General features: G+C 70.4%; 13 protein-coding genes. 6 read left to right on the top strand and 7 right to left on the bottom strand.

The genetic code is table 11. The annotated features are described in order from the left end of the window. Positions 1-73 precede the first annotated feature (73 nt). From AAG895_RS01490 to AAG895_RS01480, 3 genes are all read right to left on the bottom strand, one after another. Complete coding sequence (locus AAG895_RS01490) at positions 74-1,111, bottom strand: low specificity L-threonine aldolase (protein ID WP_345793800.1); 1,038 nt, start codon at positions 1,109-1,111, stop codon at positions 74-76. 6 nt (positions 1,112-1,117) lie between these two features. Then, positions 1,118-2,356 (bottom strand): serine/threonine transporter SstT, encoded by a 1,239-nt coding sequence (gene sstT / locus AAG895_RS01485; protein ID WP_345793799.1) that lies wholly within the window; start codon positions 2,354-2,356, stop codon positions 1,118-1,120. 259 nt (positions 2,357-2,615) lie between these two features. Further along, positions 2,616-3,995, bottom strand: a complete 1,380-nt coding sequence (locus tag AAG895_RS01480; RefSeq protein ID WP_345793798.1) for an L-serine ammonia-lyase — start codon at positions 3,993-3,995, stop codon at positions 2,616-2,618. A 142-nt stretch (positions 3,996-4,137) separates the two neighbouring features. Here AAG895_RS01480 and AAG895_RS01475 point away from each other — a divergent pair, with 142 nt between their 5' ends. Next, positions 4,138-5,097: a LysR substrate-binding domain-containing protein gene (locus AAG895_RS01475; protein WP_345793797.1), complete on the top strand. Its 960-nt coding sequence runs from the start codon at positions 4,138-4,140 to the stop codon at positions 5,095-5,097. Positions 5,098-5,133: 36 nt separating this feature from the next. On the opposite strand, the gene AAG895_RS01470 is transcribed toward AAG895_RS01475, so the two are convergent. From AAG895_RS01470 to AAG895_RS01460, 3 genes are read right to left on the bottom strand one after another with little or no spacing between them, the layout of a single operon-like run. Then, a complete protein-coding gene (locus AAG895_RS01470; protein ID WP_345793796.1) occupies positions 5,134-6,432 on the bottom strand; it encodes a TRAP transporter large permease subunit in 1,299 nt (432 codons plus the stop codon). 10 nt (positions 6,433-6,442) lie between these two features. After that, the gene (locus tag AAG895_RS01465) at positions 6,443-6,961 is read right to left on the bottom strand and encodes a TRAP transporter small permease (protein WP_345793795.1); all 519 of its coding nucleotides are present in this window, start codon (positions 6,959-6,961) and stop codon (positions 6,443-6,445) included. Between the two features lie 59 nt (positions 6,962-7,020). Continuing rightward, positions 7,021-8,010, bottom strand: a complete 990-nt coding sequence (locus AAG895_RS01460; RefSeq protein ID WP_345793794.1) for a TRAP transporter substrate-binding protein — start codon at positions 8,008-8,010, stop codon at positions 7,021-7,023. A 205-nt stretch (positions 8,011-8,215) separates the two neighbouring features. Between AAG895_RS01460 and AAG895_RS01455 the strand changes: the two genes are divergently transcribed. The 5 genes from AAG895_RS01455 (at position 8,216) to AAG895_RS01435 (ending at position 12,712) form a co-directional block, all read left to right on the top strand. Next, positions 8,216-8,725 carry a winged helix DNA-binding protein gene (locus AAG895_RS01455; protein ID WP_345793793.1) on the top strand — a complete coding sequence of 170 codons (510 nt, stop codon included), beginning with the start codon at positions 8,216-8,218 and terminating at the stop codon, positions 8,723-8,725. 23 nt (positions 8,726-8,748) lie between these two features. Then, complete coding sequence (gene pxpB, locus AAG895_RS01450; protein ID WP_345793792.1) at positions 8,749-9,510, top strand: 5-oxoprolinase subunit PxpB; 762 nt, start codon at positions 8,749-8,751, stop codon at positions 9,508-9,510. Further along, entirely contained in the window at positions 9,507-10,562 is a 1,056-nt protein-coding gene (locus AAG895_RS01445) for a biotin-dependent carboxyltransferase family protein (RefSeq protein WP_345793791.1), read from the top strand. Before pxpB ends, AAG895_RS01445 begins: the two co-directional genes overlap by 4 nt. Positions 10,563-10,671: 109 nt before the next feature. Then, positions 10,672-11,451 carry a 5-oxoprolinase subunit PxpA gene (locus tag AAG895_RS01440; RefSeq protein ID WP_345793790.1) on the top strand — a complete coding sequence of 260 codons (780 nt, stop codon included), beginning with the start codon at positions 10,672-10,674 and terminating at the stop codon, positions 11,449-11,451. 340 nt (positions 11,452-11,791) lie between these two features. Next, the gene (locus tag AAG895_RS01435; RefSeq protein WP_345793789.1) at positions 11,792-12,712 is read left to right on the top strand and encodes a phosphorylase; all 921 of its coding nucleotides are present in this window, start codon (positions 11,792-11,794) and stop codon (positions 12,710-12,712) included. A 58-nt stretch (positions 12,713-12,770) separates the two neighbouring features. Here AAG895_RS01435 and AAG895_RS01430 read toward each other — a convergent pair whose 3' ends face one another. Then, a complete protein-coding gene (locus AAG895_RS01430) occupies positions 12,771-13,382 on the bottom strand; it encodes a YigZ family protein (RefSeq protein WP_345793788.1) in 612 nt (203 codons plus the stop codon). Positions 13,383-13,387 lie beyond the last annotated feature (5 nt).

The raw sequence follows: 13,387 nt of genomic DNA, 5'->3' as shown, positions 1-13,387 counted from the left end.
GTGGGAGCGGGCTTGCCCGCGAATGCCGCAAGATCAAGCGCCACTTTCGCGGGCAAGCCCGCTCCCACGGGATCTACCGCGATGACAGCGCGCGCACGTCGGCCAGCAGCGCGTCCACGCTCGCGGGCAGGGTGTCCCAGCCGCACATGAAGCGTGCGCCGCCGGCGCCGATGAAGGTGTAGAAGCGCCAGCCGCGCGCGCGCAGGCCGTCGAGCACCGCCGGCGGCAGTTCGCAGAACACGCCGTTGGCCTCGACCGGGAACATCAGCCTGGCGCCCGGCACCTCGGACAAGCCCGCCGCCAGGCGCTGCGCCATCGCGTTGGCGTGGCGGGCGTGCTTGAGCCAGACCCCGTCTTCCAGGATGCCGAGCCACGGCGCGGACAGGAAGCGCATCTTCGACGCAAGCTGGCCGGCCTGCTTGCAGCGGTAGGCGAAGTCCTCGGACAGCTTGCGGTCGAAGAACACCACCGCCTCGCCCACCGGCAGGCCCATCTTGGTGCCGCCGAAGCACAGCACATCGACACCCGCCTTCCAGGTGATCTCGGCCGGCGCCACGCCGAGCGAGGCGACCGCATTGGCAAAGCGCGCGCCGTCCATGTGCACCCGCAGGCCGTGCTCGCGCGCGCAGGCGGCGATCGCCGCGACCTCGTCGGGCGGGTATACCGTGCCGACCTCGGTGCTCTGCGTCAGCGTGACCACGCGCGGCTTGGGGTAGTGAATGTCGCTGCGGCGCGAGATCACCTCGAGCACCGCGGCAGGCGTCAGCTTGCCGTTGGCGCCCTGCGCGGGCAGCAGCTTGGAGCCGTTGGAGAAGAACTCCGGCCCGCCGCATTCGTCGGTCTCGACGTGGGCGAGCTCGTGGCACACCACGCTGTGGTAGCTCTGGCACAGCGAAGCGAGCGCGAGCGAGTTGGCGGCGGTGCCGTTGAAGACGAAGTAGACGTCGCAGTCGGTCTCGAACAGCTCGCGCAGGCGGTCGGAGACCTTGCGCGTCCATTCGTCCTCGCCATAGGACGGCGCGTGGCCGGCGTTGGCCGCCACGAAGGCCGCGAGGGCCTCGGGGCAGACGCCGGCGTAGTTGTCGCTGGCGAAATGCTGGGTCGGTTCCATGAGCGTTCAGGCACGGTCCAGGTTCAGGGGCTCACCGCTCTCGGCGGCGCAGGCGGCGGCGGTGAACAGCACGTCGGTCGAGGAGTTGAGCGCGGTCTCGGCCGAGTCCTGCACCACGCTGATCACGAAGCCGATCGCCACCACCTGCATCGCCACGTCGGCGCTCACGCCGAACAGCGCGGTCGCCATCGGGATCAGCAGCAGCGAGCCACCGGCCACGCCCGACACGCCGGCCGCAGCGAGCGAGGATACGATGCACAGCAGCAGCGCGGTCGGGAAGTCGACCGGGATGCCGAGGGTATGGGCGGCAGCCAGCGCCATCACCGAGATCGTGATCGCGGCGCCGGCCATGTTGATCGTGGCGCCGAGCGGAATCGAGATCGCGTAGGTGTCCTCGTGCAGGCCGAGGCGGCGGCACAGCTCGAGGTTGATCGGGATGTTGGCCGCCGAGCTGCGGGTGAAGAAGGCGGTGACGCCACTCTCGCGCAGGCAGGTGAGCACGAGCGGGTAGGGGTTGGCGCGCAGCTTCCAGAACACGATCAGCGGATTGACGACGAGCGCGACGAAGACCATGCAGCCGACGATCATCAGCAGCAGGCGGCCGTAGCCGAGCAGCGCGTCGAGGCCGGCCTCGCCCATGGTGGCGGCAACCAAGCCGAAGATGCCCAGTGGCGCGAAACGGATCACCACATGGACGATCTTCGACACCGCGTCGGCGAGGTCGTTGAGCACCTTGCGCGTGCCGTCGCCGGCGTGGCGCAAGGCGATGCCCAGGCCGATCGCCCACGCCAGGATGCCGATGAAGTTGGCTTCCATCAGCGCCTTGACCGGGTTCGAGACCGCGCTCAGCAGCAGGTTCTTGAGCACCAGCAGGATGCCGGCCGGCGGGTTGCCGCTGGCGGCTGGCGCGTCGAGCACCAGGGTGGTGGGAAAGGCGAAGCTGGCGAGCACCGCGACCAGCGCGGCGGCGAAGGTGCCGAGCAGGTACAGCATCAGCACCGGACGGATATGGGTCGGCTGGCCCTGCTTGTGGTTGGCGATCGCCGCCGCCACCAGCACGAAGACGAGGATCGGCGCCACCGCCTTGAGCGCGGCGATGAAGAGGTCGCCGAGCAGGGCGACCGACTTGGTCGCGCCCGGTGCGATCAGCGCCAGCGCGACGCCGAGCACCAGGCCGATGGCGATCTGGGAGATGAGGCTCATGCGCAGCACGCGCTGCAGGGCAGTGGGGTTTGCAGTGGTCATCGGGGTGTCTCCTCGTGGATGACTTTGTGGTTAGGGGCGCCCGGGTAGGGCAAGAAGCCGCTGCGGGAGGGGTGTTCCGCATGCGGCGGGGGTGAGTTGGTCAGCGTGGGAGCGGGCTCTTGTGGGAGCGGGCTCTTGTGGGAGCGGGCTCTTGTGGGAGCGGGCTTGCCCGCGAACATTGCGGGCGATGGGCGCTGCATTCGCGGGCAAGCCCGCTCCCACGGGGCCCCTCCCACGGGGTCGCGCCCGCGGGCGGCGCTCAGCATTCGGGGAAGCTGACCGCGAGGCCGCCGCGCGAAGTCTCCTTGTACTTGTCGAGCATGTCACGCCCGGTATCGCGCATGGTACGGATCACCTGGTCGAGCGACACCGTGTGCGCACCGTCGCCGCGCAGGGCGAGCTGGGCGGCGTTGATCGCCTTCACCGAGGCCATCGCGTTGCGCTCGATGCAGGGCACCTGCACCAGGCCGCCGACCGGGTCGCAGGTGAGGCCGAGATTGTGCTCGAGACCGATCTCGGCCGCATTCTCGACCTGCTCGGGCGTGCCGCCGAGCACTTCGGCCAGGCCGGCGGCGGCCATCGCGCAGGCGGACCCGACCTCGCCCTGGCAGCCGACCTCGGCGCCGGAGATCGAGGCGTTCTTCTTGCACAGCACGCCGACCGCGGCCGCGGCGAGGAGGAAGTTCTCCACGTCGCGCTCGCCGGCACCGGGCATGAAGTGCATGTAGTAATGCAGCACCGCCGGAATGATGCCCGCCGCGCCGTTGGTGGGTGCGGTGACGACGCGGCCGCCGCCGGCATTCTCCTCGTTGACCGCGAGCGCATAGAGGTTGACCCAGTCGAGCGCGGCCATGGTGTCGCTGATCAGGTTGCGCCCGGCGGCACGCTCGCTGAGCTTGCGATGCAGGGCGGCGGCGCGGCGGCGCACCTTGAGCCCGCCAGGCAGCATGCCCTCCTGGCTGATGCCGCGCTGCACGCAGCCCTGCATCACCGCCCAGATGCGCCTGAGCGCAGCCCGCGTCTCCGCCTCGCTGCGCCATGCGCCCTCGTTGGCGAGCATCAGCTCGCCGATGCTCAGCCCGTGGCGGTGGCACTGGGCGAGCAGCTCGGCGCCGGTCTCGAATGGATAGGGCAGCACGATCTCGGCCGCGCTCGCGCCGCCCGCCTGGGCCTGCGCCTCGTCGACGACGAAGCCGCCACCCACCGAGTAATAGGTGTTCTCGTACAGCACGCGGTCGTCGCCATGGGCGGTGAGGCGCATCGCGTTGGGGTGGTAGGGCAGGCTCACCGGCAGCAGGCGCATGTCGCGCGCCCAGTCGAAGGCGATGGTGTGCCGGCCCATGAGCGCAAGCTCGCCGTCGAGCTTGACCAGATCGACCGCCTCGACGACGAAGTCGGGATCGACCTCGTCCGGACGCGCGCCCATCAGCCCCGCCACCACCGCGCGGTCGGTGCCGTGGCCGATGCCGGTGGCCGACAGCGAGCCGTAGAGCTTGACCTCGACCCGGCGAACGCGCTCGAGCACGCCCTGCTGCGTCAGCGCGACCGCGAAGTCGTGGGCGGCGCGCATCGGCCCCACGGTGTGCGAGCTGGATGGGCCGATGCCGATCTTGAACAAGTCGAGGACGCTGATGGACATGGACGGCTCCTGTGGGAATGCGCTGCGTGCTTTAATCAGACTAATTGCGAAAAATACTTATCGCTGCATGAGCGTATTGTCCGGCCGCAACCAGGGCGGCTCAATCGATTGTTTTTCACGCTCGGTTCAGGAAATCTAAACCATGACGCCCTCTGCGCCCTCGCAGGTCCACACCCGGCTGCGCGTCTTCCTCGCCGCCGCCCGCCACCTGTCCTTCACCCGCGCCGGCGAGGAACTGCACATCACCACCGGCGCGGTGAGCCAGCAGATCAAGCTGCTCGAGGACTGGCTCGGCCAGCGCCTGTTTCGCCGCCTGCCGCGCCGGCTCGAACTCACCGACGCCGGCAACCGCCTGCTCGCCGCGGTCGATCCGGCCTACGCCGCGGTGGAACTCGCCATCGGCCGCCTGCGCGGCGGCGCGCTGAGCGGCGTGGTGCGGGTGCGCACCCTGCCCTCCTTCCTCGCCACCTGGCTGGTGCCGCGCCTGCCGCGGCTGATGGCGCGCTTTCCGCAGATCGAGCTGCAGGTCGAGGCCGAGGACAGCACCTATTCGCTGCGCGACGGCGAGTTCGACCTCGCCATCGACCTCAACGACGGCACCTACCCGGGCTTTCAGAGCACGGTGCTGCTGGAGGAGGAGATCTTCCCGGTGTGCTCGCCGCGCCTGTTCGAAGGCCGTCCGCCCCTGCGCACGCCCGACGATCTCGTCCACTACCCGCTTCTGCACGACATGACCGCCTGGCGCGGCAGCCCGCCCTACGCCGAATGGGAGCGCTACCTCAAGGCCATCGGCGCGCCTCAGGTCGGTGTGCGGCGCGGCTACATGTTCAACCGCAACCACATCACCATGCAGTGCGCGATCGCCGCCATGGGGGTGGCGATCGCGCGCCGCACGCTCATTACCGACGAGCTCGACAGCGGCCGCCTGGTGGCGCCCTTCGCGCAGTCGGTGCAGACCGGCAAGCGCTACTGCCTCATCTACTCGGCCGGCGCGCTCGCCGACCCGCGCGTGGCCACCGTGCATGACTGGATCGTGGGCGAGGCGCACGGTGCGCACGACGCAGGGGCCGCAGCGCAGCAGGCGTTCGGCGCCGCCCCCTGACGCAGCCGGCGCCGGGTGCGCGCGCGCGGGCGGCCGTCAGCCCACCATATGCCCCGGCAGCCAGGTCACCAGCCCGGGGAAGGTGTACAGCAGCACCACCGCCAGCACCATCAGCAGGAAGTAGGGCAGCGCGTAGCGCGCGATCACCGTCATGTCGCGCCCGGTGAGGCCCTGCAGCACGAAGAGGTTGAAGCCCACCGGCGGCGTGACCTGGGCCATCTCCACCACCACCACCACGAAGATGCCGAACCACAGCGGATCGATGCCGGCGGCCTGGATGGTCGGCATCAGCACCGCCATCGTCAGCACCACGATCGAGATGCCGTCGAGGAAGCAGCCGAGCAGGATGTAGAAGATCGCCAGCGCCACCAGCAGCATCGCCGGGCTCAGGCCGAGCGCGCCGATCCATTCGGCGAGATGGCGCGGCAGGCCGATGTAGCCCATCGCCAGGGTCAGGAAGGCCGAACCGGCGAGGATCAGCGCGATCATGCAGTACAGCCGCGTGGCGCCCATCAGCGCGCCGAAGAAGCTCTTGCGGCTGAGCGTGCGCTGGCTGGCGGCGATGATCAGGCTGCCGATCACGCCGATCGCGGCCGCCTCGGTCGCGGTGGCGATGCCGCTGTAGATCGAGCCGAGCACGCCGGCGATGAGCAGCACCACCGGGATCAGATTCTTCGAGGCGGCGAACTTCTCGCGCAAGCTGGTCTTGAGGTCGGCGGCTGGGATCTTGTCGGCGTTCACCAGCGACCACACCACCACCCAGCCCATGAACAGCGTCGCCAGCAGGATGCCGGGCAGCACGCCGCCGATGAAGAGCTTGGAGATCGACACGTCGGCCGCGACGCCGTACACGATCATGATGATCGAGGGCGGGATCAGCAGGCCCAGCGTGCCGGCGCCAGCCAGGGTGCCGAGCGCCATCGACTCGGGGTAGCCGCGGCGCTCGAGCTCGGGCAGCGCGATCTTGCCGATGGTGGCGCAGGTCGCCGCCGACGAGCCCGACACCGCGGCGAACAGCGTGCAGCCGATGATGTTGGTGTGGAGCAGGCGTCCCGGCAGGCGCTCGAGCCAGGGCGACAGGCCCTTGAACATGTCTTCCGAGAGCTTGGTGCGAAACAGGATCTCGCCCATCCACAGGAACAGCGGCAGCGCGGTCAGCGTCCAGCTCGAGCCGTGGCTCCAGATCGCCACCGCCATGCCGTCGCCCGGCGCGCGCGGGGTGAAGCCGAGCATGCCGAGGATGCCGATCGCCATCAGCGCGAGGCCGATCCACAGGCCGCCGGCGAGCAGCGCCAGCATGAGGCCGATGAGGACGGCCGCAGTCATCACTTCCATGATCCGTCCCTCACTCCATGCGCGCGGCTTCGCCGCTGTGGGTAGCCAGTCGCGCCGGCGTACGACCGCGCAGGGTCGCCACCAGGTCGTCGACGAGCGCGATCAGCAGCACCACCGAACCGATCGCCATCGTCAGCTGCGGGATCCACAGCGGGGTGGCGTCCACGCCCTGCGAGATTTCCTCGAATTCGTGCGACTGCAGCACCAGGCGCACCGAGTAGAACGCCAGCGTCGCGGCCACCGCCGTGCCGGAAACGAGCGAAAACAGCTCCAGCCCGGCGCGCAGGCGCGGGCCGGCGCGCTCGAGCAGCAAGCTCACGCGGATGTGCTCGCCGTGCTTGAAGGTGTAGGCGAGCGCGAAGAAGCCGCAGGCCGCCATCGCGTAGCCGGCATAGTCGTCGGTGCCCGGCAGGTAGATACCGAGTGGCCGGGTCACGACGCCGGAGGTGACCAGCACCAGCGTGGCGACCATGCCGACCGCGGCCAGCCCGCCGGACAGGCGATACAGGGAATCGAGGAACGCTCTCATGGGCGGTCTCCTGAAAGGGACGGCCCCGCTCGCGCGAGGCCTCGTGCGTCAGCGTCGGCTCACTTGAGCTTGCGATAGGCGTCGAGGATGGCCTGGCCGTCGGGGCCTGCCTTCTCCACCCACTCCGCGGTCATCTGCTCGCCGACCTTGAGCAGCTCGGCCTGCAGCGCCGCCGGGGCCGGCTGCACCTTCATGCCGTTGGTCTTGAGCTGGTCGATGTACCAGGCGGTCTTCTCTTCCGACACCTTCCAGCCGCGTTCCTCGGCGGCCGCTGCGGCCTTGAGAAGTGCGTCACGCGCAGGCTGGTCGAGCGCGTCGAAGGCCTTCTGCGAAACGAACACGATGTTCTTCGGCAACCAGGCCTGGAGGTCGTAGTAGTGGCTGAGCTGCTCCCAGCTCTTGGTGTCGTAGCCGGTGGCCGAGGAGGTCAGGTTGGCCGACACCACGCCGGTCGACAGCGCCTGGGTGAGGTCCGCGGCCTGCACGGTCACCGGCTGTCCGCCCATGAGTTGGATCATGCGCGCCACGGTCGGGCTGTAGGAGCGGATCTTCATGCCCTTGAGGTCGCCGATGGTGTTGAGCTCGGTCTTTGCGTAGAGCCCCTGGGGCGGCCAGGCCACCGAGTACAGGACCTTCAGGCCGTTCTTCGCCAGGCGCGCTTCGACCGCCTGCTTCGAGGCCTGCCACAACTTCTTCGAATCGGCGTAGCTGGTGGCGAGGAAGGGCACGGTGTCGAGCGCGTAGAGCGCGTCCTCGTTGGCCAGCCCGGAGATGATCAGCTCGCCGATCTGCGCCTGTCCGCCCTGCACCGCGCGCTTGATCTCGTTGGCCTTGAACAGCGAGCCGTTGGGATGGACGGTGATCTTGAGCTTGCCGCCGGTGGTCTCATCGACCTCCTTGGCGAACTGCTGGATGTTCTCGGTGTGGAAGTTGGTGGCCGGATAAGGCGTGGGCATGTCCCAGGCGGTCTGGGCCTGGGCGGCCGCGGCCAGGCCCAGACCGAGCAGGGAACCGGTGAGCGCCTTGAGGACGGGATGCGTGAAGGTCATGGCATGTGCTCCTGAGTGAAGGAGGGCGAGAGCCCCGAAACGCGATTCGACGGGCGGCGACCTGCTTCCGATAAGTCACCGTTATTGCACGATAGAGATTTTATGATTATCTTGTCAACAAAACGTAGACGTTTTTTCATCAAAACCTCATCAAAACGCTTCGACCCTCTATCCACCGCCGCGCAGCGCCCCCCTGGAGACAAGCATGAGCGAATCGAACCGCATCGTTTCTTCCCAGCACCTCGTATCCCCGAAGTCGCCGGAGCTGTCCGAGTTCGAGTTCGGAATGATCATCGCGTGGCATGCCTTCGCACGCTGGATGATGCGTTGCATGACCGCCGCAGGCGTCAAGGACATGACGCCGATCGACGTGCTGGTGCTGCATCACGTCGCCCATCGCGACATCGAGAAGCGGCTGGCCGACATCTGCTTCGTGCTCAATGTCGAGGACACCCACGTGGTCTCGTATTCGCTGCGCAAGCTCGCCGGCCTCGGCCTGGTGCAGAGCGCCAAGCGCGGCAAGGAGGCCTTCTTCTCGGTCACCGAAAAGGGCCGCGAGATCTGCCTCGCCTACCGCGACGTGCGCGAGTCCTGCCTGATGCCCGGCTTCACCGGCAGCGCCGAGGACAACGCCCGCATCGGCGAGCTCGCCCAGCTGCTGCGCACGCTCTCGGGCCGGTACGACCAGGCCGCGCGCGCGGCTTCCACCTCGTAGTCCTCGACAACGGAGCCCACCCCGTGAGCTATCGCATCCTCGACGCCGGCGACGCCGCGCTCACCATCGAGTTCGGCAGCGTCATCGACCCCGCCCTGCTGGCTGCGGTCAACGCGCTCGACGCCGCCCTCCTGCGCCTGCAGCACGCGGGCGCGCTGCCGGGCGTGATCGAGACCATGCCCACCTTCCGCTCGCTGACGGTGTTCTTCGACCCGCTCGCCACCGCGCGCGACGCCCTGCTCGCCGTGCTCGAGCCGCTGATCGCCGCCGCCGAGCACGGCACGCCGGTCGACGGCCGCCACTGGCGCCTGCCGGTGTGCTACGAGGGCGAGGCCGCGCCCGACCTCGCCGAGGTGGCGACCACGCTCGGCGTCGACGAGGCCGAAGTCGTCGCCCTGCACAGCGGCACCGAATACCTGGTCTACATGCTCGGCTTCCTGCCCGGCTTCCCGTTCATGGGCGACCTCCCCGAGCGCCTGCGCCTGCCGCGCCGCACCCAGCCGCGCGTGCGCGTGCCCGCCGGCAGCGTGGCGATCGCCACCGGGCTCACCGCCATCTACCCCTGGGAAAGCCCCGGCGGCTGGCACCTGCTCGGGCGCTGCCCGGTGCCGCTGTTCGACGCGCGCCGTCCCGCGCCCTCGCTGCTCGCTGCCGGCGACCGCGTGCGCTTCGTGCCGGTGAGCAGCGCGGAATGCCGCGCCATCGAGGCCGCCGCGCGCAGCGCCGACTTCGACCCGATGCAGTGGCTGGACAGCGCCCCGACCTCCGCGGAGAACGCAGCATGAGCACGCAGACCGAACTCGAGATCGTCAGCCCCGGCGCCTTCGCCTCGATCCAGGACGCGGGCCGCCGCGGCTTCCGCCGCATCGGCGTGCCCTGGGCCGGCGTGCTCGACCGCCGCCTGATGCGCATCGCCAACGCGCTCGCCGGCCAGCCCGAGGACGCGCCGGTGATCGAGTGCTTCGACGGCGGCCTGCACCTGGTGGCGCACGGCGGCGCGGTGAAGCTCGCCGTTGCCGGCGACGCGGCGGTGGAGGTGGATGGCCCCGACGGCCGCCGCCAGCTCGCGCCCTGGCGCTCGCTGACGCTCGCCGCGGGCGAGGCGCTGCGCATCCGCAAGATGGGCAGCGGCCGCATCGCCATGGTCGCCGTCTCCAGGCTGGAGGTGGCGCCGGTGATGGGCAGCGCCGCGACCTATGTGCGCGCCGGCCTCGGCGGCGCCGACGGCAGCGGCCGCGCGCTGGCAGCGGGCATGCGCCTCTCGCTGGCCGAGGCCGACGCCGCGGGCAGCGACCGCGTGCTGGCCCAGCCGCCGGCCGCCGACGCGCGCCCGATCCGCCTCGTGCCCGGCCCGCAGGCCGACCACTTCAGCGCCGCCGCGCTCGCGGCCCTGGTGGGCGGCGACTTCCGCGTCACCGCCGAGGCCGATCGCATGGGCGTGCGCCTCGAAGGCGCCAAGCTGGATCACGCCGGCGCCGCCGACATCGTGTCGGACGCCACCGTGCCCGGCTCGGTCCAGGTCCCCGGCGCCGGTCAGCCGATCGTGCTGCTCGCCGACGCCCAGACCGCCGGCGGCTATCCCAAGATCGCCACCGTGATCACCGCCGACCTCGGGCGGCTCGCCGCACTGCGCCCGGGCAGCACGCTGCACTTTGCCTGGGTGAGCGCCGACGAAGGCGCGCGCATCGCCCGCGCCGAAGAGGCCGAGACGCGCGCGCTCATCGCCGCGATCCGTCCCCTGCCGGCTGAGGGCATCGATCTGGTGGCGCTATACACCAGCAATCTGGTCGACGGCGTGGTGCACGCGCTCGGTGCCGAGAACCGCCCGCTGTATTGAAGAGGAACCCGTGGGAGCGGGCTTGCCCGCGAATACAGCCTTGCAGCAGGCGACTTTCGCGGGCAAGCCCGCTCCCACAAGACCCGCTCCCGACTCGAGGCCCTTTCGAATGAAAAAGACCATCAACCTCAACGCCGACCTCGGCGAATCCTTCGGCGCCTGGACCATGGGCGAGGACGAGGCCCTGCTCCAGGTGGTGCGCTCGGCCAACATCGCCTGCGGCTTCCACGCCGGCGACCCGGTGGTGATGCGCCACACGGTGCGCACCGCGCTCGCCGCCGGGGTGAGCCTCGGCGCCCACCCCGCCTACCCCGACCTGCAGGGCTTCGGTCGCCGCCCGATGAAGATGGCGCCCGCCGAGCTCGAAGCCATGGTCATCTACCAGGTCGGTGCCCTCGCCGGCATGGCCGCGGCCGAGGGCGGCCGCGTCACCCACGTCAAGCCGCACGGTGCGCTCAACAACCAGGCCTGCGAGGACGCCGCCCTGGCCGACGCGGTGGTGCGTGCGGTCAAGGCGATCGACCCGTGCCTCATCCTGCTCGCCCCGGTGCTGTCCGAGCTCCACAAGGCCGGCGAGCGCGCCGGCCTGCAGGTGGCCGGCGAGGTCTTCGCCGACCGCGCCTACACCGACCGCGGCACCCTGGTCCCGCGCGGCCAGCCCGGCGCGGTGATCCACGACCACGACGCGCTCGTCACCCACGTGCTGCGCATGCTCGACGCGGGCGGCGTGGTCAGCCAGAGCGGCAAGGTACTGCCGACGGCAATGGACAGCATCTGCGTGCATGGCGACACCCTGGGCGCGGTCGACAGCGCCCGCCGCCTGCGCGCCGCGCTGCAAGCGCGCGGATGGACGGTCGGCACCCTGCCCGAGGTCGTCGGCGCGCGCTGAGCGCAAGCGAACCCGCCCTCGCCTCGCCCCGGCGTCAGCTTCCCGCCGGAGCGGCTTTCCTGTGGGCACAACTGCCTGCGGGCGCGGGCTTGCCCGCGAATGTCGCAAGATCAAGCGCCACTTTCGCGGCCAAGGCCGCTCCCACGGGCGCTGGGCCCGAGATCCTCCTGGGAGCAACTGTCTGTGGGAGCGGGCTTGCCCGCGAATGCAGCCATCGAGCCTGAACCATTCGCCGGCCCCCACCCGAACGCCATCGCCCCTCCCGGGCTACAAGCGCGTCGATTCCGCCTAAACTCCACCGTTCCCATACGCAACAGAGCACTCAACGGAGGACGGAGACATGACGCAAGACTGGATCGCGGCGATCGACGCACGCAGCGCAGCCGCGCTCGCATCGGGGGCCTTGCAGCCGGTGGCCGCCGAGCAGACCGGAATGGAGGACGCCGGCCTGCACTTCATCGTGCGCTGGGTGTCCTCGCTCGCGGTCAAGGACGCCACCAAGGCCACCACATCGACTGCCACGCCGGCCGGCGCCTCCGCCGCCGCGCCGGTCGCCATCCCGGGCGGACCGCGCGACCCCAACTTCAACCCCTTTCTCAAGCCCGACCCCGAGCTCACCGTCGGCCCGATCGGTACCGAGCACGTCGCCATCCTCAACAAGTTCCCGCTCTGCGACCGCCACCTCGTGCTGGCGCGGCGCAGCTTCGAGGAGCAGCTGCTGCCACTGGCGCGCAGCGACTTCGCCGCGCTCGCCGAACTGATCGAGCGTGCCGGCGGCATCGGCCTCTACAACGGCGGCACCGCGGCCGGCGCCAGCCAGCGCCACAAGCACGTCCAATGGATGCCCGACATCGACGGCAACGCGAGCCTGCGTCTCTATGCCCCCGGGCTGCCGGCCGCGCTCGACGAGGGCGGCATCGCCCGCCACCCGGCGCTGGCCATGCAGCACGTGTTCGTGCGCGTTCGCTGCGGCCGGGGCGTGGCCGCAGCGACCACTGCCGACAGCCTGCACGCCGGTTTCCGCCTGGCTTGCGATGCCCTGCCGCTGCGCCCGGGCGCCGACGGCCTGCTGCCGCCCTTCAACCTCCTGGTGCACGAGGGCTGGATGCTGGTGCTGCCGCGCAGCCAGGAATGCTTCGAGGGCATCTCGATGAGCGCGGTGTGCTTTGGCGGCACGCTGTACACCCGCCAGCGCGAACAGATCGAGTCGATCCGCCGCGTCGGTCCGCTGCAGGCCCTCGCCGCAGTGGGCTGCCGATAGCCACTTGCCGAAGGCTGGGCCAGGGGCGCGTCCGCCAGGCGCAGCGGCGAACGCGCCCTCAGCCCGTCAGGCCCCCGTTCTCCGCCGGCGCAAGCCAGACGATCCGCCCCTGCCCGACCTCGGCCAGCCGTGCCTGCAGCGCCACGCCCGCATCCTCGGCCAGGCTGAAGTCGAGCACCACCTCCTGGCCGTGCGTCACCTGCAGCAGGCTCGCCCCCGCCACCTCGAGCTCGCGCCGCAGCAGGCCTTCGAGCGCATACGGCACCGCGCAGCGCAGCGTCGCGAGGCGCACGATCGGCACCTTCTCCGCCTGCAGCAGCGCCTGCGCCACCGCGTCGGTATACGCGCGCACCAGCCCGCCCGCACCCAGCTTCACGCCGCCGAAGTAGCGCACCACCGTGGCGAGCACGCCCTCCAGGTCCTGATGGCGCAGCACGTCGAGCATCGGCCGGCCGGCGGTACCGCTCGGCTCGCCGTCATCGACCGCCGCCGACTGCCCGCCCGCGAGCAGCGCCCAGCACACATGGCGCGCGCCCGGGTGCTGCGCCCACAGCTCGGCCACCACCTTCTGCGCGCGCGCCCGGTCGCTCATCGGCTGCACGCAGCCGATGAAGCGGCTCTTCTTGATGATCAGTTCGCTGTGGACGGGGGCGGCGAGGGTCAGCGGCATGGGTG

The organism is Thauera sp. JM12B12 (assembly GCF_039614725.1).
In the GTDB taxonomy this organism is placed as follows: domain Bacteria; phylum Pseudomonadota; class Gammaproteobacteria; order Burkholderiales; family Rhodocyclaceae; genus Thauera.
The sequence above is the reverse complement of the archived record's forward strand: the minus strand, read 5'-3'. Positions and strand labels throughout refer to the sequence as shown.